Raw genomic sequence first — 20,893 nt, 5'->3', positions numbered from 1 at the left:
TCGGACCGGTTGACCATGACTGAAGTGAAAAGCGCCGGCTTCGACGCGCTGAGCGCCACCAAGGCGATCGCCTTCGGCGTGCCCGCGGCCCTGCTCGCCGGCGCCTATGGCTCGCAATATCTCGGCGGCCTCGCGCCGTGCGAGATGTGCTACTGGCAGCGTTACGCGCATTGGGCCGGCCTCGCCTTCGCGATCGGCGCCTATCTGCTCGCGCGCATGCCGGACCGCGGCCGCTCCTTCGTGTGGCTGGCGGCGTTCGCCATCCTCACCAGCGGCGCCATCGGCGGCTACCATGCCGGGGTCGAGGCGGGCCTGTTCGAAGGCGCGACCCAATGCACGTCGATGGTCACCGGCGCCTCGACCGAGGACCTGCTGCGTTCGGTGATGAACGCGCCGATGGTCCGCTGCGACGAGATTCAGTTCGAGTTCCTCGGCATCTCGATGGCCGGGTGGAACGCGATCCTTTCGATCGCTGCCGCGTTGGTGATTCTATGGCTGAGCTTCAAACGGCCCAAGGACCTGGCGCTGGCATGACCGCCGCGGCGCGCCCGACCTGGCGTCCCGGGGACCAGCGCCCCGACACCGACTCCATGCTGCGCGTCGACCAGGCCGGCGAATATGGCGCGACCCGGATCTATGCCGGCCAGCTTGCAGTGTTTGGCACCCGCCATCCCACGGCGCGGATCGTCGCCCACATGGCCAACCAGGAAGAGCGCCACCTCTCCCATTTCGACCGGATGATGGTCGAGCGCGGTGTTCGGCCGACCGTCCTCCAGCCCTTCTGGCACGCCGCCGGTCATGCGCTCGGCGCTGCCACCGCGTTGATGAGCCCGAGCGCGGCGATGGCCTGCACCGCCGCGGTCGAGGACGAGATCGACGCCCATTATGGCGAGCAGCTGCGCGCGCTCGGCGACGGCGATCCCGCCTTGTCGTCCGCCATCGAGGAATTCCAGGCCGAGGAGGTCGAGCACCGCGACACCGCCCTCGCCCACGGCGCCGAGAGCGCCTTCGCCTATCCCCTGCTCTATTCCGCCATCCGCGCCGGCTGCCGCGCAGCCATATTCCTGTCCAAGAGGATTTGACTCATGCGTGCCCTGCTCTTCCTTCTCGCCGCCTGCTCAGCCACCGCCGCCGCGGCGCAGAGCGGGCAGCCCGGCGTTCCCAACCCGGAGGCGGCGCGCGCGCTCGGCACCACGCCGGTGCCGGCCGAGCCGACCGTCGAGGACGTCGCCAACATGCAGGTCAACCAGATCTACATCTTCGGTGACGACGCCTGCCCGCCGAGCACCGATCCCGACACGATCAACGTCTGCGCGCGCCTGCCCAACAGCGACCGCTTCCGGATCCCGGAGAATCTGCGGGGCAACCCCGACGCGCCCGAGAACCAGGCCTGGACCAACCGCGCGATCGAGCTTTCCTATGTCGGCCGCGGCGGCATCGGCAGCTGCACCCCGGTCGGCCCGGGCGGCTGGACCGGCTGCAACCAGCAGCTGATCAACCAGGCGGTGGCCGAGCGCCGCGGCCGGCCCGAGGTCAATTGGGCGCGCCTGATCGAGGAAGCGCGCCAGCAGCGCCTCGCCGGAATCAACCAGGCGTCGTCCGAGGCCGAGCTCAGCGCCGGCGGCAACCGCCGAGTCCAGGCCCTTCAGATCGAGCCGGGCCAGCTGTGCCCGCCGAGCACCGAGATGGTGATCATCACCTGCACCTATCCGGACGGCACGCCCGCGCCGACCCAGCCGGCCGGCGAGCCGGTCATCCCGATCGGCGGCCGGGTCGTGCCCGCCAATTCGCCCCAGGCCCAGCAGCAGCAGCAGCAGCCGGACGAATAAATCCTCTTGGCGGGGATCAACAGCGGCGCGGCGGAAGGCGCGGCGGAGGCCGGGGACGGCCTGCGCCGCGACATCGGCTTCACCGGCTCCGCCTTTCTGTCGTTCAACGGGGTGATCGGGGCGAGCATCTTCGCTCTGCCGGCCAGTCTTTATGCGGATTTCGGCGCGTTCAGCCCCTGGCTGTTTCCGCTGTTCGGCCTGCTCGTGCTGGTGGTGGCCATCCCGTTCGCCAAGGTCGCCGGCCACTTTTCCGAGTCCGGCGGGCCGGTCGCCTATGGCGCGGTGTTCGGCCCGCTCGCCTCCTTCCAGCTCGGCTGGATCTACTATGTCGCGCGCACCACCGCGCTCGCCGCCAACGCCAACGTCTTCGTCACCTATGTCGCCGCCTTCGCGCCGTGGCTGAAGGACGGGCTTCCGCGGGCGCTCGCGATCGTGGCGCTGGTCGCGCTGCTCACTTTCGCCAACATCGTCGGGGTGAAGCGCGCCATCCGGCTGCTCGACGCCCTCACCATCCTCAAGGCCACTCCGCTGCTGCTGATGGCCCTGTGGGGACTGACCACGGCGGGGGCGTTCGAAATGCCCACCGCGCTGCCGGCGCTCGGCGAGGTCGAGGTCGCGGCGCTTCTCGTCCTCTATGCCTTCGTCGGGTTCGAGAACAGCGTCGTCCCCGCCGGCGAGACCGCCGACCCGAAGCGCACCATTCCCCGCGCCCTGCTCGCAACCATCGTCGCGACCGCGGGCCTCTATTTCATCGTCCAGCTGGCCTACGTGTCGGTGATGGCGCCGGGCGAAGGCGGCGACGCGCCGCTGGTCGAATTCGGTCGCACTGTCGCGGGGCCGCTAGGCGCCGCGATCCTGACCGCCGCAGCCCTCTTCTCGCTCGGCGGCAACCTCAGCGGCAACATGACGGCCACGCCGCGCGCGACCTATGCGCTCGCCCGCGACGGCCTCCTGCCCGGCTGGTTCGGCCGGATCAGCCCGCGCTTCAGCACGCCGGCGAACTCGATCCTGTTCCTTGGTGTGCTGGCGGCAGTGCTTGCGATCAGCTCCAGCTTCGTCTGGTTGGCGGTGGCGAGCACGCTTGCCCGCCTCGTCGTCTATTCGTCGAGCATCGCCGCCCTCCCGCGCCTGCGCCGCCGCGCCGGCGAGCCGATGCGGGCTGGCGTCTGGGCGCTGGTGGCTGCCGCTATCGCGGTCTGCCTATGGGCGGCGCTCCAGTCGCAATGGGCGTCCTGGCTGACCCTGCTCGCCCTTGTCGCGGGCGGGTCAGTCCTGTTCGCGCTGGCCCGCCGTCAAGCGGCCTCGAGCTCCGCGGCCACGGTTTCCTCGATCCAGCCGCCGCCGAGCAAGCGGTCGCCGTCATAGATCACCGCCGCCTGGCCGGGCGCCACTCCATATTCGGGCGTTTCGAACGTCACCGTCGCGCCTGACTCGGCCACTTCGATCCGCGCTGGAGCGGGCCGCGCCAGCGACCGCACCTTGGCGGTGAGACCGTGGCTCTGGTCCTCGCCGAGCCAGTTGAGGCCGCTGAGCTGTGCAGCCCTCACCGCCAGCGCGCGCTTCGGCCCGGCGACGACGCGCTGGGTCTCCGGCTCGAGGCGAACGACGTAGAGCGGCTCGGGCTGGCCGCCGATCTCGAGACCGCGGCGCTGGCCGACGGTGAAATGGATGAGACCGCCATGGCGGCCGAGCACGCGCCCTTGGAGGTCGACGATCTCGCCCGGCACCGCCGCCTCCGGCCGCACCTTCTTCACCACCGAGGCATAGTCGCCATTGGGGACGAAGCAGATGTCCTGGCTGTCGGGCTTGTCGGCGACCAGCAGGTCCAGCTCGCGCGCCAGCTCGCGCACCGCCGGCTTGGGCAAGCCGCCCAACGGGAACCTGAGGTCGGCGAGCTGGTCGCGGGTCGTCGCGAACAGGAAATAGCTCTGGTCGCGCGCCGGATCTGCGGCGCGGTGGAGCTGCGGCCCGTCCGGAGTCTCCACGCGGCGCACATAATGGCCGGTGGCGAGGCAGTCGGCGCCGAGGTCGCGGGCGATTCCAAGCAGGTCGCGGAACTTCACACCCTGGTTGCACTGGACGCAAGGGATCGGCGTGCGCCCGCGGGCATAGTCGTCGGCGAACTTCTCGATCACGCCCTCGCGGAACTGCGAGGCGAAATCGAACACATAATGGGCGATGCCGAGCTTATCGGCGACCGTGCGCGCGTCATAGATGTCGCGCCCGGCGCAGCAGCTCTTGGCGCGGCCGACCGCCTCGCCATGGTCGTAGAGCTGCAGGGTCACGCCGATCACCTCGGCGCCGCTCTTGGCGGCGAGCGCGGCCACGACCGAGCTGTCGACGCCGCCCGACATGGCGACGACGATTCGCGAGTCCGCGAGCGGCTTGGCGAGCTGGAAGTCGGCGATCATCGCCGCCCACATAGGGTGGCGGGCGCGATCCGCCCACCCTTCGGCGCTCTTTACCTCACCTTCAAGACTCGCCGGCTATGTGGCGGGCCATGGACCAGGCCTTTCTCCTGCGCGCCCAGCGCCTGCTCGAACAAGGTCCGTCCGCTCATCCTCATTATGCGGAATTCGCGGCGCTCGCCGTCGCCCGGCAGGATTCGACCCCGACGGCGCGGGCGCATGGCCGCTGCACGTCCGGTCTGAAAAGCCAGTCGAGTTCCGGAACGCTGGCCGCCCTGCTCCTCGGCGAGGAGGGCTGGAACGAGGCCGCGGCGGGACAGTCCTGTTTCAGCCGTGCCATGGCGATACGCCGGATAAACCCCGGCTAAACCGCCATGACCGGTATTTTTACCACCCGGCTTTAGCCTTCCTTCAACCACCTCTGATTACATCGGCTGCGGGGGACGAGACGTAAGATCGATGCGTATCGCTGTTTTGAGGTAGTAATGATCGAAAACCAAAAATTCCGTCCCGCGCAGGTGATCGGTCCTCTCGGGGAGCCGCTCACCATCGAAAGCCTGCCGCCGCCGGGCACGACTCGTTGGGTCGTGCGCCGCAAGGCGGAGGTTGTCGCCGCGGTGAATGGCGGGCTCCTCACGGTGGACGAAGCGTGCGATCGCTACGGTCTCAGCCTCGAGGAATTCGCGAGCTGGCAGCGCGCGGTGGACCGGTCGGGCATGCCCGGCCTGCGCGTCACCCGCATCCAGCATTACAAGTCGCTGTACGAGCGCCAGCAGCGCTACTGACGGCACCAACACCGAAAAGTCGCGGCGGCCGCCCTCCCCGGGCGCGCCGCCGCGATTCGTTTGCGTTAACCACTTCTCACCCCGCCCGACAGGAACAACCGTCGCCCTAGAGCGTCTTTGGATCGGACCGCGTTCGAAACCAAATTCAACGCACCGGTTTCAAGGAGGCAAGGCTCATGATCGGTATCATCGTCTGGCTTATCGTTGGCGGCGTCGTGGGCTGGCTCGCCAGCATCGTGATGCGCACCAACGCGCAGCAGGGCATTCTTCTCAACATCGTCGTCGGCATCGTCGGCGCCTTCCTCGCCGGCCTGGTGGTTGGCGGCGGCAGCATCAATCAGGGCATCACCCTGACCTCGTTCCTGGTGTCGCTGGTCGGCGCGATCGTGCTGCTCGCGATCGTCAACCTGTTCCGCCGCGGCGCGGTGCGCTAAGCACCCAGCCCGAACGGACAATGAAAATGCCGCGCCGGGACCTCCCCGGCGCGGCATTTCTTTTGCCTCGCGAAGACGCGGTCAGCGGCTCGGCGGCGGATCGAGCTCGAAGGTGACGTTGACCGTGGTGCCGACCACCTGCTCGCCGGGAACGATCTGGGTCGACGCGTCGCCTGCCTGGGCCGCCATCCTCGCTTCGCCCATGATGACCCCCGGCTGGCCCGTCTCGCTGATCGCGATGATCCGGCGCACCCGCGTCCCGAGCGTGCGGGCGTAGAGGTCGGCGCGGGCGCGCGCCACGGCGATCGCCCGAGTGCGCGCCTCGTCGACCGCGCTGTCGCGATTTGCGAGGCCGAACATCGGCCCCTGCACGTTGTTGACGCCTTCGGCGACGAGCGCGTCGATGATTCGGCCGGCATTGGCGACGTCGCGGAAGCGGATGTTGAGCTGATTGCTCGCGACATAGCCGCTCGGTCGGCCGCCCTCCGGCGTCCGCTCGTAATCCTGGTGCAGCGAGATGGTGCCGGTCTGGATGTCGCGGTCGGCGATGCCCAGCCTGCGCAGGGCGGCGCGAACCCGCTCCATCTGCGTGGCATTGTCGCGGAGCGCGGCCTGGGCCTGCGGCGCGCGGCTGGTGACCCCGGCGCTGATGGTGACCTGGTCGGGCACCCGCGTGACCTCGCCGGTGACGACGACGTCGAGGCGGACGCCGCTGATCGGCGTGGTGAGCGGCGGCGGCACCGTCGGCTGCGCCAGGGCGGGCGTGGCGGCGCAGGCCGCCAGCGATGCGAGGATGAGACGCTTCATACCGTTACTCCCTTACTGTCCGTGCCAATCGGATAGCGCGGAGCCACCGGCTCGAAGATGAACGAGCCGGTACCGTAACGGGTGGAACGGGGTTCGGTTCAAAGACGCGGGCGGCGCACCCCCATGATCATGCGATAGACCACGAGAATGATGAGGGCGCCGACGATGGCGGCGATGAACCCGGCCCCGGCGTCGTCCGCGTCGTACCAGCCGAGCTGCCGGCCGAGGAAGCCCGCGAGCAGGGCGCCGGCGACTCCGAGCAGGATGGTGACGACGCACCCGCCCGGGTCCTTGCCCGGCATGATCAGCTTGGCGATCGCGCCTGCCAGGCCGCCGATGATGATCCATCCGACGATGCCATAGTCGGCCATCAACTGTTCCATATCTGCTCTCCTCCCGCCGATATTTGCGCCTCTACTGGCGCGCGCCGCCATATTCATGCGTGGCCAAGCTGTAACAAGACTAGTAAAAAGCGGTTCCGGCCACCAGTTAATCAACGAATGGCGTCAGGTGGTGAATCACCTTGCCGGGGGTGATCTAGTCAGCTAATACAGCAATGGGACGTCGGGCTAGGGCCCGGGCGGGCACGTGTGGGCAGGGGACAATGAAGGTTATGAACGTCGAGACGACCAGCTGGCGCCGCGATGGCATCGAGGAATCTCCGGTCGACGAGACCGTCGTCGTCGTGAGGCGGCGCCGGCGGCGCAACATCATCATCGCCGTCGTGGCGGTGGTCGTGCTTCTGCTCGCGGCCATGTTCATGTTCGGCGGCTCGGCCGAGGAGCCCGCCAAGGCCCCGCCCAAGGGCGCGCAGGGCGGCCAGGCGCCGGTGGTCAGCGTGATCGTCCCCGGCCGCCAGCAGGTCGGCCGCACCATCACCGCGACCGGCTCGCTCGCCGCGATCCGCGACCTTCCGGTCGGGGTCCCCGGCGAAGGCGGCCAGGTCGCGCGCGTGCTGGTCGATGCCGGCCAGTGGGTCCGCGCCGGCCAGGTGCTCGCCGTCATCGACCGCTCGGTCCAGGCCCAGGAAGCCGCCCAGCTCTCCGCCCAGGTCGGGGTCGCCCAGGCGGACCTGCGCCTCGCCCAGTCCAATCTCGACCGCGCCCAGCGGCTGCTGCCGCGCGGCTTCGTGTCGCGCGCCGACATCGATCGCCTGACCGCGACCCGCGACGCCGCCGCCGCGCGGGTCCGAGTCGCCCAGGCGCAGGTCGCCGGCACCCGCGCACGAATCCAGCGGCTCGACGTCCGCGCTCCGGCGGCGGGCCTCGTGCTCGACCGCAATGTCGAGGCCGGCCAGGTGGTCGGCGGCGGCTCCGGCGCTCTGTTCCGGATCGCGCAGGGCGGCCAGATGGAGCTCGTCGCCCGGCTTCCGCAGGACGAGCTCGCGCGGCTCCAGGTCGGCATGCCGGCGGTCGTCACCCCGGTCGGCTCCGAGCAGACCTATCAGGGCCAGATCCGCCTGGTATCGCCGATCGTCGATCCGCAGACCCGTCAGGGCGAGGCGCGCATCGCCGTCCCCTATAACCGCGAGCTGCGCCCGGGTGGCTTCGCCCAGGCGACGCTCGACACTGGCAGCGTCACCGCGCCGCTGCTCCCCGAATCCGCCGTTCAGAGCGATGCCCAAGGCAGCTTCGTTCTGATCGTCGGCAACGACAACAAGGTCGTTCGCCGCAACGTGCGGATCGGCGAGGTGAGCGACCGCGGCATGTCGATCGTCGAGGGCCTCAACGGCAACGAGCGTATCGTGCTTTCCGCCGGCGCCTTCCTCACCCCGGGCCAGACGGTCCGGCCCGAGCGGGCGCGCAACTAACCAAGTCTGGATCGGACTCGCCATGGGCCTTCGCAACATCTCCGCCTGGTCGATCCGGAACCCGGTTCCGTCGATCGTCCTGTTCGTCGCCTTGACGGTTGCCGGCATCGTCAGCTTCATGACGATGCAGGTCCAGAACGAGCCCGACATCGACTTCCCCATCGTGATCGTCTCGATCTCGCAGCCGGGTGCCGCTCCGGCCGAGCTCGAGAACCAGATCACCACCCGCGTCGAGGCGGCGGTCCGCTCGATCACCGGCATCGAGGAGATCACCTCGACGGTCAGCGAGGGCAATTCGCAGACGGTCGTCCAGCTCGCCATCGGCACCCAGGTCGATCGTGCGCTCGATGACGTCCGCAACGCGATCCAGCAGATCCGCAGCGATCTGCCCGATGGCATCATCGAGCCCCAGGTCTTCCGGGTCGACACCAGCGATCAGGGACTGGCGAGCTTCACCGCGCTTACCACCAACATGTCGCTCGAGCGGCTGAGCTGGTATGTCGACAACACGGTCAGCCAGGAGCTTTTGTCGGTTCCCGGCCTTGCCGGAGTCGAGCGCACCGGCGGAGTCAACCGCGAGATCCGGGTCATGCTCGATCCCGCGCGGATGCAGGCCTACGGGATCACTGCCAGCCAGGTGAACGCACAGCTTCGCCAGACCAACATGAACGCGGCCGGCGGGCGTGCCGAGATCGCCGGCTCCGAGCAGTCGCTGCGGGTCCTCGGCAACGCCACCGACGCCTACCGCCTCGGCCAGACCCAGATCGCGATCGGCGGCGGCCGCACGGTCAAGCTCGCCGACATCGCCACCGTACGCGACCTCTATGCCGAGCAGCGCGCCTTCGCGACTCGCGACGGCCAGCAGGTCCTGTCGTTCGAGATCAAGCGCGCCCGCGGCGAATCCGACCTCAGCGTCTATGACGGCGCCGTCGCCAAGCTGCGCGAGCTCGAGCAGCGCAATCCCGAGGTCCGCTTCGTCGAGCTGACCAGCGACATCGAATATACCCGCGCGCAATATCACTCCGCGATGGAATCGCTGATCGAGGGCGCCGCGCTGGCGGTGCTCGTCGTGTTCCTGTTCCTTCGCGACTGGCGCGCGACGGCGATCTCTGCCGTCGCCATCCCGCTCTCGGCGATCCCGACCTTCTGGTTCATCTCGTTGATGGGCTTCTCGCTCAACACGATGACTCTGATGGCGCTCGGCCTGGTCGCCGGCGTGCTGGTCGACGACGCGATCGTGGAGATCGAGAACATCGTCCGCCATATGCGCATGGGCAAGAGCGCCTATCAGGCATCGATCGAGGCCGCCGACGAGATCGGCCTCGCCGTCGTCGCGACCACTTTCTCGATCGTCGCGGTGTTCATGCCCGTGGGCTTCATGCCCGGCGTCGCCGGCCAGTATTTCAAGAATTTCGGCTTCACCGTGGTCGTGGCGGTGCTGATCAGCCTCGCTGTGGCACGACTCATAACGCCCATGATGGCCGCCTATCTGCTCAAGCCTCACGGCAAGCAGTCGCACGGCGAAGGCTGGCTGATGGACCGCTACATGGGCCTCCTGCGCTGGACTCTGAAGCACCGCTGGACGACCGTCGTCGGCGGCGTCCTCTCGCTCGCCGCGACCGTGGCCGGCTTCATGATGATCCCGCAGACCTTCCAGCCGACGGTCAACCTCGACCGCAGCGCCGCCTCGATCGAGATGGCTCCGGGCAGCACGCTCGAGCAGACCGCCGCCGTCGTCCGCCGCACCGAGGAGATCCTCAAGGCGCGGCCCGAGGTCGAGGCCGTCTTCTCCCGCACCCGCGTCGGCAGCGGATCGGTGGTCGCCCAGCTCCGCGAGGAGCGCGAGATGACCAGCACCGAGTTCGAGCGTTCGGTCGCTCCGCAGCTCGCGGCGATCCCCGACGCCCGCGTCTCGTTCCGCTCGCAATTCGGCGGCATGCGCGATCTCACCATCACGCTCGGATCGAGCGATCCGGTGCTTCTGAACCGGATTTCGAACCAGCTGGTCCAGGAAATGGCGACGATCCCCGAGCTGGTCGCTCCGCGAGTCGCCGGCGACCTTCAGCGCCCGGAAATCACCATCCGTCCGCGCGCCGACCTCGCTGCCGAGCTCGGCGTGACCACCGCCGCGCTCAGCAACGCGATCCGGATCGCGACCCTCGGCGACATCGACCAGAACAGCGCCCGCTTCTCGCTGTCCGACCGCCAAATCCCGATCCGGGTGGCGTTCGAGGAAGATGCCCGCGCCAAGCTGGCGAACATCCAGAACCTGCCGGTCCAGACCTCCAATGGCGGCTCGGTGCCGCTTCGTCTGGTCGCCGACATCGGCTTCGGCGCCGGCCCGACGCGCATCGACCGGATCAACCAGATCCGCCGAGTGAACATCGGCGCCGACCTCGCCCCCGGCCAGGTCAGCGGCCCGGTCTATGAGAAGATCCGCGCCCTGCCGGTGATGCAGAACCTGCCGATCGGCGTCCGCGAGGTCGTGACGGGCATGAACCGCTGGCAGGCGGAGATGATCTCGAACTTCTTCCTTGCGGTGATCGCGGGCATATTCCTCGTGCTGGCGGTGCTGGTGCTGCTCTACAAGCGCGTGCTGCCGCCGCTGGTGAACCTGGGCTCGCTGTTCCTCGCGCCGCTCGGCGGTCTCATCGCGCTGATCATCACCGGCCACGCCATCTCGCTGCCGGTCTATATCGGCCTGCTGATGCTGCTCGGCATCGTCGCGAAGAACTCGATTCTTCTGATCGACTTCGCGCTCGAGGAGATGGACAAGGGCGTCGACAAGTTCACCGCGATCATGGACGCCGGCCACAAGCGCGCCCAGCCGATCGTGATGACCACCGTCGCGATGTCGGCCGGCATGCTGCCGACCGCGCTGGCGCTCAGCGGCGACGCCGCCTGGCGCGCGCCGATGGGCATCGTCGTGATGGGCGGCCTCATCCTGTCGACGGTGCTGACCCTGGTGCTGGTGCCCGGCACGTTCAGCCTGGCGCTCGGCATCGAGGAGCGGCTCGGGCCGAAGCTCAAGCGCTGGCTCACCAATGGCGGCAAGGATGCGCCGGCCCCGGAGCGCGAGCACGGTCAGCAGCCCGCCGAATGAGGGTCCGGCCGGGGCGCCCGATCTGCGCCCCGGTTGAACCCAAATCGCCGCCGTCTATTGATGGGCCATGATCCCGCTGCCCGTCCGCTACCCTCCGCCTGACAGCGGCCGCCGAATGCGGGTCGTCGCGACGGCGATGCTGGCGGCGATGGCGGCCGTGTTCATCGCCGTTTCGGGCCTCGAGCGCGCGCATCCCGCCTGGGGCTTCGTCAAGGCGTTCGCGGAAGCGGCGATGGTCGGCGGAATCGCCGACTGGTTCGCGGTGACCGCCCTGTTCCGCCACCCGCTCGGCCTGCCGATCCCGCACACCGCGATCATCCCGCGCAACAAGGACCGCATCGGCGACACGCTCGCCTTGTTCCTGCGCGACAATTTCCTCACGCCGTCGGTCGTCGCCCGCCGAATGCAACGGGTCGACGTCGCCGGCGCCGCGGGCCGCTTCCTCGCCGAGCCGCCGCAGCAGGGCCGGCTGTGGCGTGGCGCCGCTCGAATGCTCGAGAATATGCTGGAAGCGCTCGATCCCGAACGCTTCGGCACCATGGTGAAGGGAGTCCTCGCCGACCGGCTGCGCAGCTTCGACGCCGCGCCGCTGATCGGCGAGGCGCTCGACGCCGCGATCGCCGAGGACCGCCACGTCCCCCTGCTCGACGAGCTGGTCATCGCCATCGCGCGCCTCGTCAACAACAACGAGGACCTGATCCGCCAGATGGTCCACGACCGCTCCGGCTCGATCCTGCGCTGGACCGGTCTCGACTCCACCGTCGCCGACAAGATCATCGACGGCATCGACCGGCTGCTGACCGAGCTCGCCGCCGATCCCGCCCATCCGCTGCGCAAGAAGATCGAGGAGCAACTGCGCGATCTCGCCGAGAAGCTGCGCAGCGATCCGGAAATGCGCCAGCGCGTCATGGACCTCAAGTCGGGCCTGCTCGACAATCCCGCGGTCGAGCAATGGTGGCTGGGCGTGTGGGAGCGGATGCGCACCGGCCTCATCCGTCGGGTCCGCGATCCCGAAGGCGCGCTCGCCGGCGAGGTCGGAACCATGCTGCGCGAGCTCGGCGAGGCGCTGGAGCATAACAACCGCTTCCGCCAGGGCATCAACCGCTTCGCCCGGCGGGCGATCGTCGGAGTCGCCGCCGATTATGGCGACGGCATCGTCCGGCTCGTCTCCGACACGGTCAAGCGCTGGGACGCCGGCACGATCACCGCCCGCCTCGAATCCGCGGTCGGCAAGGACCTCCAATATATCCGGATCAACGGCACCGTCGTCGGAGGCCTGGTGGGCCTCCTCATCCACACGATCGAGGTCGCCTTTTGACCGGGCCGAGCATCCGCGAGGCGGAGACGCGCGACATTCCGACCCTGGTGACCCTGATCCGCGCCCTCGGCTACGAGGTCGACGAGGACGGGCTCGGCGCACGGCTCCACGATCTTACCGAGCAGGGCCGCCCGACCCTGATCGCCGAGACCGACCGGATCGTCGGCTGCATCACCCTGGGTATAACGCCCGTGCTTCACCGTCCGCGCCCGGTCGGCCGGATCACGATGCTGGTCGTCGCGGAGGAGGCGCGCGGCCAAGGGTTGGGACGGCTGCTCGTGGAGGCCGCGGAGCGCCACCTGCGCGCGGCGGGCTGCGGCCTGATCGAGGTCACCAGCAACCTTCGCCGAGCCGACGCCCACGCCTTCTACGAGCGCCTCGGCTACGAACGAAGCAGCTACCGCTTCTACCGAGCGCTGACCGGCTGAAATGGTCAATCATCGTTCGGGCCGGCGTCGACCGCCGGCAAAGCTCGCTCCATAGCGGACGAGAACCGGTCCGTTTCGGATCGGACCCTCATTTCCTCAATGAATAGGCGGTTCTAGCCTTCCTTGCCGAATCGTTAAGGCCAAGGGGAAAGGCCATGGGGGGCTCCAAAGCCGAGCAGGTCAATCGATACCGGTCGATGCAGGTCCTGCTGTTCGTCTTCTCGCTGATCTTCTTCGCGATCATCGCCTACGGATACTTCAATCTGTTCCTGCGCTCCAGGATTTTCCTGGCGATGGTGGGGGCCGCGGTGGTCGCGATCTTCGCTTGGTATCTCGCCCAAGTCGTCGGTAACAATGGCGGGATTAGGAAGCACCCGGTCCTGTTCTCCGCCCTCCTCGTGGTCAGCGCCGCCGGCGTCTACAACAGCCTGATGCTCTATCTGGAGGGCGGTCGTATCCTGACTGACGCCGCCGGCGAGGCGCAGGGGCGGTTCGCGCGATTGAGGGGCGTCGCCGAACAGGAACTGGAGAGCAGCGGCGCCACTGAGCGCGGCAACCAGGTCCGGACGGCCAGCGAGGCCTTTTTCAGCGAGATCCGCAACCCGCTCAACTGCGGCCAGGGCCAGGAAGCGCGCCGCCGAATCGCCGAGCTGCAGCGCCTCCTCCCCGGCTTCACTCCGCTCAGCAACACCGGACGGAATTGCGAACGCAACGAGGAGGTCATCGCCGACTACCGGGAGCGCATCGACACGCTGCTCAGCCGGGCCGCCTGGAACAATCCGGATCTTGGGAACGCCATTGCGGAGGCCAATGGCGCGGAGGAGACGCTCGGCAATCTGCGGTCCGAGTTGTCGGCCGGGTACAGCCCGCTCATGCTGCCGCGGGTGCTCCCGCAATTCGAAGCGCAGGATTCGCGCTATCGCGCCCTTCGCCAGCGTCTGTCGCGCCACGCGGAGGTGCGGGATGTGCCCGACGGGTTGCACATCTCCGAGGTGCAGAGTCTCGGCAACGCCTTCAAATTGCCCGCGCTCTTCCTCGAGCGGATCGATCAACCGGTGACCTGGGTCTACCTGCTGATCGCCTTTAGCTTCGACTATTTCATGGTCCACTGCTTCATGCTGGTCGCCGCGCATGGCGGCCGCCGTAGGGCGACCGAGAGCAAGCTGGCGGGAGCGTGGTGATGGCGGACGAAGCGCCGAAACCCTATGACGCCGAAGCGCAACCCGCGCTCGTCCCGCCTCCACTGTCCTCCAGGGCGAGGCGTCGGATGAGCGCGGCGAACGAAGAGGAGGCCGAGGCACCGCCGCGATTTCCTTCCTATAGCGGCGCGGAGGAAGCGGGCGCCTCCTCTCTCGTCCCTTCTAGCCCATCCGCTCCTCCGGATGACGCTCGTGACGGAGGGCGGCGCCTCGGTCTTCAGCTTGCCCGCGCCCTCGAGAGCGGCGGCTATCATCCGGTGGTGCTGTTCGGCACGGCCTTCAGCGGCAAGACGTCGCTACTTCTGTCGCTCTTCGCCACTCTGGTGTCGGAGCCGCGGCTCGAAACCGGCATCCTGTTGTGCGACCCGATCCTCGGTTCCGTCGACGGGGTCGGCCGCAAGCTGCACGAAGATGCGCGGCGGCTGTTCGACGTCGGCACGCAGGCGTTCATTGCCGGTGAGCCGACACCCAAGACCAATGTCAGCTTGCCTTTCTTCATTCCGGTCGAGGTGCGCCCGACGGGTCGTCCGCCGCAGCGTTTCGCGTTTCTGGAGAGCAATGGCGAATGGTACCGCCCGCTCAAGAAGCGGGATCAGCGCTATTCCGATCTGGAGCGCACCGCCCCCGAGCTCCAAGCCGCTGTCGAAAGCTTCATCGCCAGCTACCAAGGCGGGATCAGCTTCCTCTACCTCACGCCTTACACCCAGCGCTTCGTCTATGGGAACGAGGACGCGAACGAGGACAGCCACGAGATCGAAGGCGCCTCGCTGGCGATCTCGAACGTGCTGGACGCCTATGATCGCAGCCGCGCCACCCACCGCATGAGCGACCGGCACCTGATGTTGGTCACCAAGTGGGACGCTCACTCGGCGCGCGAGAGCGATCGCGCCGAAAGCGTCGAGGAGGACCGGCCCGCTTTGCTCGACTTCTGCTACGGCAATTACGCGCAGGCACTGGCCGCCTTCCAGAGACTCGACGTCGATCCTGACCAACGGCAGTTGAACGCCTATGTCTCGGGCATCATCAACAAGGATGGGCGGTTACAGCTGAAAAACGACTCTGATCTTCAGGGAGTCGTGAAGAGCTATCCGCCGCGCCTGTGGACCTACCTCTATCGCAACGCCTTGCAGGCCGCAGGCGAGGTGCCGCTGTCACTCTTTCCCGAACCGCCCCGGAAGCCCGCGCTGGTCCGGGCCTTCCACAAGCTCCTCGACTTCGTCTCCGGGCGATGACTCGGCTGAAGGAGGCCGACAAGCCCGCGGCAGAGCAACGCGCGCAGGACGACTTCGTCCTGGAGAGTCACTCTTATTCTGGCGGGCTCCGGGTGCAGGTACTCGGCGGGACCGCCGCCCGGCCCGACTGGGTGCCCCCGAGCGATTATGTCGGGTTCCGCAACGAGCTGAGCCTTCTGCCCGGCGATTATGTCGTGGAATTCGCGCGGTTCAACTATCGTTCGCGCAGTGTCACCTGGATCGCGGTCTTCGGACATGCGGTCGACGAAGTTTACGGGGACCGGCAAAACCATGCGGGGGTCGGCGTGTGGTTGCTGAACCATGACCTTCTCTATGCCGAGCCGCTGCTGAAATCCCTACGCACGTTCGCCGATGTCGCCCGTAAAGGCGATGACCTCGACCCGCGCGCCGACGAATTTAGGGCGCGCTTTCTTCCCGGCTTCCTGCAGCCGTCGCCGAACCTTCCTTCCGTGCTGGGCGGGTGGACTTTCGTGGCGACACCGGCCGCGGACACGGCGATTTTCCTGGCGACGAGCAAGGACGAGACTGACGGTTGGAAGCTGGCGGCGGACCAGCTCCTGCGTGCTACGCTGCTTCCCCCGCCGACGCCCAACCATGCACGAATCCTCGTTCTTGTGCCTCATGCCGGTCAGGCCGACGGCGTGCCTGAAGCCGCAAGTCCCATTGTCCCGCTTTCCGCACCCGAGATCGTCAAGGTCCTGCCGCGGGCCTTCGCAGCGACGATCGATGAGAACCGCTCGACTAAAACCCAGACAGTCGAGCTGTCGGAACGCTGCCGCGCGCTAGAGGGCGAGCTCGCCTCCGAGCGTAGCCGGACCGCAGAATGGGCCGATCAGGCTGCCGGCCTGCGGGCGAAAGTCGAGGAGCAGCAGGCCGAGTTGGACGGAAGCGACCAGTACCGCCAGTGGGCCGCGATCAAAGGGCAGATGCGCGACGTCGCCGACCAAGTCACCCGCAACGGCAAACTCATCGAGCTGGCGCATCGTGAGATTCTGCAGCGCGTCTCGGCGCTTCCCACGGCTGCGGCAAACATCCATGTTGACCATTCCGGACAGAAGCCGGTGGCGCAGAAGGACCAGCCGGTCACCACCGATGCCGACGAATCCTGGAGCCTTGGCGAGCGCATCCTTTTTGGGATCCTCATCGCTTTGGCCACTGCGCTGTTCCTTACGATGGGTTACGTTCTCTATTCGCAGGCCAGCGGTCCGGCGGTGTAGGATGAGCCTGGGCCGCGTTCGAGGTGGCACTTCCTCCCTGACCGGACCGCTTGCGAAATAGGATTTCGCCTGATCTAGTAGCCCGCGATCATGCCGCCCGACGCGTTCGGCGCGGCATGGCTCGACGTCCATGGGCATTGCGAACATTCGGGAACATTCGCCGGGCCTCAACAGGGGATTGAGATGAGAATCGCGCTATTTCTGGCCGCTGCGGCGGCGCCGATGGCCGTTGCCGCCGGCCTTGCATCCCCCGCTTTCGCCCAACCGGCGCAGGCGCCGGCGCCGCAAAGCGAGCCGGTCACCGCGATCCATGCCGGCACGCTGCTCGCAGTCCCCGGCCAGGCGCCGCGCCGCAACGTCACCATCGTCACCCGCGGCCGTCGCATCGCCGAGATCCGCGACGGCTTCGTCGAGGTCCCCGGCGCCCGCGTCGTGAACCTGCGCGACCACTATGTCCTGCCCGGCCTCATGGACATGCACGTCCACATGCGCGGCCTCGACGACCGCTTCCAGGCGCGGCTCCAGGAGGCGACCCGCGACTATGAGGACGAGGCCTATACCGCCGCCGTCCACGCCCGCAGCACCCTCCAGGCCGGCTTCACCACGGTGCGCGACCTTGGCAACGATCCGCACCTCATCTTCTCGCTCCGCGACGCCATCAACGCCGGCGATTTCGAGGGGCCGACCATCGTCGCGGCGGGCCGCGGGATTTCGGTGTCGGGCGGCCATGGCGACGTCAACGGCCTCAACCGCGACCTCACCCGCATCCGCGAGGCCGACGCGATCAATACCTGCAACGGCGCCGACGACTGCCGCCGCGCGGTACGCGAGCAGATCTCGCGCGGTGCCGAGGTGATCAAATTCTCCGCGACCGGAGGCGTGCTCAGCAACGTCGCCGGCGGCCTCAACCAGCAGATGATGCCCGACGAGATGCGCTCGATCGTCGAGACGGCGCGCATGTTCGGTCGCCGCGTCGCCGCCCACGCCCACGGCGTCGACGGAGTCAACGCGGCGCTCGAGGCCGGAGTCAATTCGATCGAGCACGGCACCTTCACCAACGACCGCACTTTCCAGCTCTACCGCCAGACCGGGGCCTATTACGTCCCCACCCTTCTCGCACCCGCCGCGGCGCTCGCCGACGGCCAGCGCGGGGCGCTCACCGCGGCGCAATATCAAAAGGCGCAGGAGGCCGCCGGCAACGCCGAGCGAAGCTTCGCCCGGGCGCTTCGCGAAGGCGTCAACATCGCCTTCGGCACCGACAGCGGAGTCAGCCCGCACGGCCGCAACGCCGAGGAGTTCGCTTTGATGGTTCGCGCCGGCATGTCGCCGATGGACGCGATCCGCTCGGCGACGGTCAGCGCCGCGACCCTGCTCGGCCGCCAGGACACAGTCGGCACGATCGAGCCCGGCAAGGACGCCGACATCATCGCGGTCGCCGGCGACCCGACCCAGAACGTCCGCCTGCTCGAGAATGTCCAGTTCGTGATGCGCCACGGCCGGGTCCACCGGATGGGCGGCCAGCGCGTTCTGCCCGATGCGGATTGAACCGCACGGCGTTAGCCGTATTGCGGCCTTGCTTGAGCCGGGGCGGCCACCACGACCCCTTTGAGGCCGGGGAAGACCGGGCCTCTCCGCCAACGAGTGAATTTGGCCGCTATTCTTCTGAAGTAGCCAGGAGTGCCGTTTGAACCATCATCGCCCGGCCAAAGCGCCCCCCGGTTCGCGTCAATCAGGCCCCACAGTTCCTGATCCTTTTCATTTCTGAATGCGACGGCACCGGCTGCCACGAGCAGTTTTCGTAGTTCGTTATCCTCGAAGCCAGGCAGGTGGTGCTGAATCGCGCTGAAGGTTCTCATTCGCCAGCGCGTCTGCCTCAGAATCTTATGGATCGTGCGATGGGCAGCTATTTCTAGGCGTCGTTCCGCAATTAGCCTCTCACGAGCGGTGACGAAGCTTACAATTGCGCTGACGATCACGCCGCCCAACGCGATTAATGCAGCTACTGCTTGTGGCGACAGCATGGAGCTTCTCCCTCCGTCTGGAGGAGAGAATAATACCACTGGTCGGGACCACGACCTATTCGTAGCCAGCGATTAGCCGTCGCCGACTCGCTCGATGTCGGCGCCGATGCCCTGGAGCTTCTCCTCGAGCCGCTCATAGCCGCGGTCGAGATGGTAGATCCGGCTGACCTGGGTCTCGCCCTCGGCGGCGAGGCCGGCGATGATCAGGCTCATCGAGGCCCTGAGATCGGTCGCCATCACCGGCGCGCCGACCAGCTTGTCGACTCCGCGCACCACCGCCGAGCGGCCGCGAACCTCGATGTCCGCGCCCATGCGGTTCAATTCCGGAACGTGCATGTAGCGGTTCTCGAAGATCGTCTCGGTCAAGAGGCTGGTGCCCCTGGCCATGGTCAGCATGGCCATGAACTGCGCCTGCATGTCGGTGGCGAAGGCCGGGAACGGCGCGGTCGACAGCGACAGCGGCTTGATCTCCTCATTGGTGAAGACGCGCAGGCCGTCGGCGGTGTCCTCGACATGGATCCCGGCGTCGTGAAGCGCGGCGAGGGTCGCCGCCATGCTGTCCCGCCGCGCGCCGACGAGTTCGATGTCGCCGCCGGTGATCGCCGCCGCGCAGGCATAGCTGCCCGCCTCGATCCGGTCCGCCATGACCGAGTAGCGGGCGCCGTGAAGCCGTTCGACGCCCTCGATGGTGAGCGTGTCGCTGCGGATTCCGTCGATCTTCGCGCCCATCGCAACCAGGCATTCGGCGAGATCGGTGATCTCGGGCTCGCGCGCCGCATTCTCGATCACCGTCGTGCCCTTAGCGAGCACCGCGGCCATCAGCGCATTCTCGGTGGCGCCGACCGACACCACCGGGAAGCTGATCGTTCCGCCGGTGAGGCCGCCCTTGGGCGCCACCGCCTTCACATAGCCGGCGGCGAGCTCGATCTCGGCGCCGAGCGCCTGAAGCGCCTTGAGGTGAAGGTCGATCGGCCGCGTGCCGATCGAGCAGCCGCCCGGCAGCGACACCGTCGCCTCGCCGGTGCGCGCGAGCAGCGGGCCGAGCACCAGGATCGACGCGCGCATCTTGCGGACGATGTCGTAGGGCGCGACGGTCGAGGTGATCTTCGACGCCTTGAAGGTCATCGATCGGCCGAACTCGGCGGGGCTCGTCCCCTTCACCATCGTCGACACGCCGAGCTGGTTCAGAAGGTGCATGAAGCTGTCGACGTCGGCGAGCCGCGGCAGGTTGCGGAGCTCGAGGATCTCGTCGGTGAGCAGAGCGCACGGCATCAGCGTCAAAGCCGCGTTCTTCGCGCCGGAGATGGCAATTCGGCCGTTGAGGCGGCGGCCGCCGCGGATGAGGATTCTGTCCATTTGGCGCTGGGCTATGAAAGCTTTGCTCCCCCCATGCAAGCGGCCCGACGGCGAGCGAAAATCCGCCGCAACCGACGAAACCCTTGATTTCGTTTAAGGGCAGGCGCCTAATCTGGGTCTAGACCGGTGTCTTAGTTCGCAGCGTATGAGTACCGGGGGATCAGGGTCGTTGGGGGGTAGCTGTCTAGCTGAGCGTCTCAGCCATTATATTGCGTTGACCAAGGCCGAGCAGGACATGCTGGACCGGCTCGAGGCCCAGCAGCGTCACTGCCGCCGCGACGCCGTGGTGATCAGCGAGGGCGAACCCGCGCGCGAGCTCTACATCGTCCAGAAGGGCTGGCTGCAGAGCAGCGTGCTGCTCGGCAATGGCGGCCGCCAGATCATGCGCATCAACCTGCCGGGCGACATCGTCGGTCTGTCCGCGCTCGCCTTCGACGATTCTCCGGAGACGGTGACGACGCTGACCGACGCGACGATCTGTCCGTTCGACCGGGAGCGGCTGGCGCTCCTGTTCAGCGAGCATCCCCGGCTGATGGCCCTGGTCTTCGCATTGAACGTCGCCGAGCGCTCGCAGCTCGCCGACCGCCTCGCCTCGATCGGCCGAACCTCGGCGCGGGCGCGGGTCGCGTCCCTGATGTGCGAGATCTTCTCGCGGCTTCGGCTGGTCAACGGCCCGACGTCGGACGTCGCCCATATCCCGCTCACCCAGGAAGAGATCGGCGACGCCACCGGGCTCACCGCGGTCCACGTCAACCGCATGATCCGCAACCTGGTCGAGGACGGCATCATCGACCGCAGCGGCAACAGCTTCCGACTGCTCGACCGAAAGCGGCTCGAGGGCGAGGCGAACTTCACCGACCGCTCGAAGATCGGCACGAGCTGGCTGCCGCCCGCGAGGAATTAGGCGCGCGGGTTTCCGCCGCGC

At 67.7% G+C, this 20,893-nt stretch carries 21 protein-coding genes; 16 read left to right on the top strand and 5 right to left on the bottom strand.

Annotated elements, in window-relative coordinates; translation table 11 throughout:
* Positions 1–15 precede the first annotated feature (15 nt).
* From G7B71_RS05060 to G7B71_RS05045, 4 genes are read left to right on the top strand one after another with little or no spacing between them, the layout of a single operon-like run.
* Positions 16–534: a disulfide bond formation protein B gene (locus G7B71_RS05060; RefSeq protein WP_166038518.1), complete on the top strand. Its 519-nt coding sequence runs from the start codon at positions 16–18 to the stop codon at positions 532–534.
* Positions 531–1,082 carry a demethoxyubiquinone hydroxylase family protein gene (locus tag G7B71_RS05055; RefSeq protein WP_166038516.1) on the top strand — a complete coding sequence of 184 codons (552 nt, stop codon included), beginning with the start codon at positions 531–533 and terminating at the stop codon, positions 1,080–1,082. The genes G7B71_RS05060 and G7B71_RS05055 overlap by 4 nt, the downstream gene beginning before the upstream one ends.
* Positions 1,083–1,085: 3 nt before the next feature.
* Positions 1,086–1,829 carry a hypothetical protein gene (locus G7B71_RS05050; protein WP_166038514.1) on the top strand — a complete coding sequence of 248 codons (744 nt, stop codon included), beginning with the start codon at positions 1,086–1,088 and terminating at the stop codon, positions 1,827–1,829.
* Positions 1,830–1,835: 6 nt separating this feature from the next.
* On the top strand, positions 1,836–3,194 hold the full coding sequence (locus G7B71_RS05045) for an APC family permease (RefSeq protein ID WP_166038512.1): 1,359 nt from the start codon (positions 1,836–1,838) through the stop codon (positions 3,192–3,194).
* On the opposite strand, the gene mnmA is transcribed toward G7B71_RS05045, so the two are convergent.
* Positions 3,122–4,240: a tRNA 2-thiouridine(34) synthase MnmA gene (gene mnmA, locus G7B71_RS05040; protein WP_166038510.1), complete on the bottom strand. Its 1,119-nt coding sequence runs from the start codon at positions 4,238–4,240 to the stop codon at positions 3,122–3,124. The genes G7B71_RS05045 and mnmA overlap by 73 nt on opposite strands.
* An 89-nt stretch (positions 4,241–4,329) precedes the next feature.
* On the opposite strand from mnmA, the gene G7B71_RS05035 reads away from it, so the two are divergent.
* The 3 genes from G7B71_RS05035 to G7B71_RS05025 all read left to right on the top strand — a co-directional run bounded on the left by G7B71_RS05035 (position 4,330) and on the right by G7B71_RS05025 (position 5,456).
* Positions 4,330–4,605, top strand: coding sequence for a hypothetical protein (locus G7B71_RS05035; protein WP_166038507.1), 276 nt, complete (start codon positions 4,330–4,332; stop codon positions 4,603–4,605).
* A 117-nt stretch (positions 4,606–4,722) separates the two neighbouring features.
* On the top strand, positions 4,723–5,022 hold the full coding sequence (locus G7B71_RS05030) for a DUF1153 domain-containing protein (RefSeq protein WP_166038505.1): 300 nt from the start codon (positions 4,723–4,725) through the stop codon (positions 5,020–5,022).
* Positions 5,023–5,201: 179 nt separating this feature from the next.
* A complete protein-coding gene (locus tag G7B71_RS05025) occupies positions 5,202–5,456 on the top strand; it encodes a GlsB/YeaQ/YmgE family stress response membrane protein (protein ID WP_166038611.1) in 255 nt (84 codons plus the stop codon).
* Between the two features lie 81 nt (positions 5,457–5,537).
* On the opposite strand, the gene G7B71_RS05020 is transcribed toward G7B71_RS05025, so the two are convergent.
* The gene (locus tag G7B71_RS05020; RefSeq protein WP_166038503.1) at positions 5,538–6,263 is read right to left on the bottom strand and encodes an SIMPL domain-containing protein; all 726 of its coding nucleotides are present in this window, start codon (positions 6,261–6,263) and stop codon (positions 5,538–5,540) included.
* 98 nt (positions 6,264–6,361) lie between these two features.
* Positions 6,362–6,646, bottom strand: a complete 285-nt coding sequence (locus G7B71_RS05015; protein ID WP_166038501.1) for a GlsB/YeaQ/YmgE family stress response membrane protein — start codon at positions 6,644–6,646, stop codon at positions 6,362–6,364.
* Between the two features lie 221 nt (positions 6,647–6,867).
* Between G7B71_RS05015 and G7B71_RS05010 the strand changes: the two genes are divergently transcribed.
* From G7B71_RS05010 to G7B71_RS04975, 8 genes are all read left to right on the top strand, one after another.
* Positions 6,868–8,073, top strand: a complete 1,206-nt coding sequence (locus G7B71_RS05010; protein WP_243406108.1) for an efflux RND transporter periplasmic adaptor subunit — start codon at positions 6,868–6,870, stop codon at positions 8,071–8,073.
* Positions 8,074–8,095: 22 nt separating this feature from the next.
* Positions 8,096–11,176, top strand: a complete 3,081-nt coding sequence (locus G7B71_RS05005; protein ID WP_166038499.1) for an efflux RND transporter permease subunit — start codon at positions 8,096–8,098, stop codon at positions 11,174–11,176.
* 67 nt (positions 11,177–11,243) lie between these two features.
* Positions 11,244–12,494 (top strand): DUF445 domain-containing protein, encoded by a 1,251-nt coding sequence (locus G7B71_RS05000; RefSeq protein WP_243406107.1) that lies wholly within the window; start codon positions 11,244–11,246, stop codon positions 12,492–12,494.
* A complete protein-coding gene (locus G7B71_RS04995; RefSeq protein WP_166038497.1) occupies positions 12,491–12,922 on the top strand; it encodes a GNAT family N-acetyltransferase in 432 nt (143 codons plus the stop codon). Before G7B71_RS05000 ends, G7B71_RS04995 begins: the two co-directional genes overlap by 4 nt.
* Before the next feature lie 155 nt (positions 12,923–13,077).
* Positions 13,078–14,103, top strand: a complete 1,026-nt coding sequence (locus tag G7B71_RS04990; RefSeq protein ID WP_166038495.1) for a hypothetical protein — start codon at positions 13,078–13,080, stop codon at positions 14,101–14,103.
* Entirely contained in the window at positions 14,103–15,353 is a 1,251-nt protein-coding gene (locus tag G7B71_RS04985; RefSeq protein ID WP_166038493.1) for a hypothetical protein, read from the top strand. The genes G7B71_RS04990 and G7B71_RS04985 overlap by 1 nt, the downstream gene beginning before the upstream one ends.
* Positions 15,350–16,591 carry a hypothetical protein gene (locus tag G7B71_RS04980; protein ID WP_166038491.1) on the top strand — a complete coding sequence of 414 codons (1,242 nt, stop codon included), beginning with the start codon at positions 15,350–15,352 and terminating at the stop codon, positions 16,589–16,591. The genes G7B71_RS04985 and G7B71_RS04980 overlap by 4 nt, the downstream gene beginning before the upstream one ends.
* Before the next feature lie 183 nt (positions 16,592–16,774).
* The gene (locus tag G7B71_RS04975; protein WP_243406106.1) at positions 16,775–18,136 is read left to right on the top strand and encodes an amidohydrolase family protein; all 1,362 of its coding nucleotides are present in this window, start codon (positions 16,775–16,777) and stop codon (positions 18,134–18,136) included.
* A gap of 11 nt (positions 18,137–18,147) precedes the next feature.
* Here the strand turns inward: G7B71_RS04975 and G7B71_RS04970 are convergent, their stop codons facing one another.
* On the bottom strand, positions 18,148–18,612 hold the full coding sequence (locus G7B71_RS04970) for a hypothetical protein (RefSeq protein ID WP_166038490.1): 465 nt from the start codon (positions 18,610–18,612) through the stop codon (positions 18,148–18,150).
* A gap of 72 nt (positions 18,613–18,684) precedes the next feature.
* The gene (gene murA / locus G7B71_RS04965) at positions 18,685–19,968 is read right to left on the bottom strand and encodes a UDP-N-acetylglucosamine 1-carboxyvinyltransferase (RefSeq protein ID WP_166038488.1); all 1,284 of its coding nucleotides are present in this window, start codon (positions 19,966–19,968) and stop codon (positions 18,685–18,687) included.
* A gap of 214 nt (positions 19,969–20,182) precedes the next feature.
* On the opposite strand from murA, the gene G7B71_RS04960 reads away from it, so the two are divergent.
* Positions 20,183–20,872, top strand: coding sequence for a Crp/Fnr family transcriptional regulator (locus tag G7B71_RS04960; RefSeq protein WP_166038487.1), 690 nt, complete (start codon positions 20,183–20,185; stop codon positions 20,870–20,872).
* Positions 20,873–20,893 lie beyond the last annotated feature (21 nt).

The sequence above is a fragment of the Sphingosinicella sp. YJ22 genome, from assembly GCF_011320075.1.
Taxonomy (GTDB): domain Bacteria; phylum Pseudomonadota; class Alphaproteobacteria; order Sphingomonadales; family Sphingomonadaceae; genus Allosphingosinicella.
Note: the sequence above shows the minus strand (reverse complement) of the source record. Positions and strands in the feature narration are given on the sequence as shown.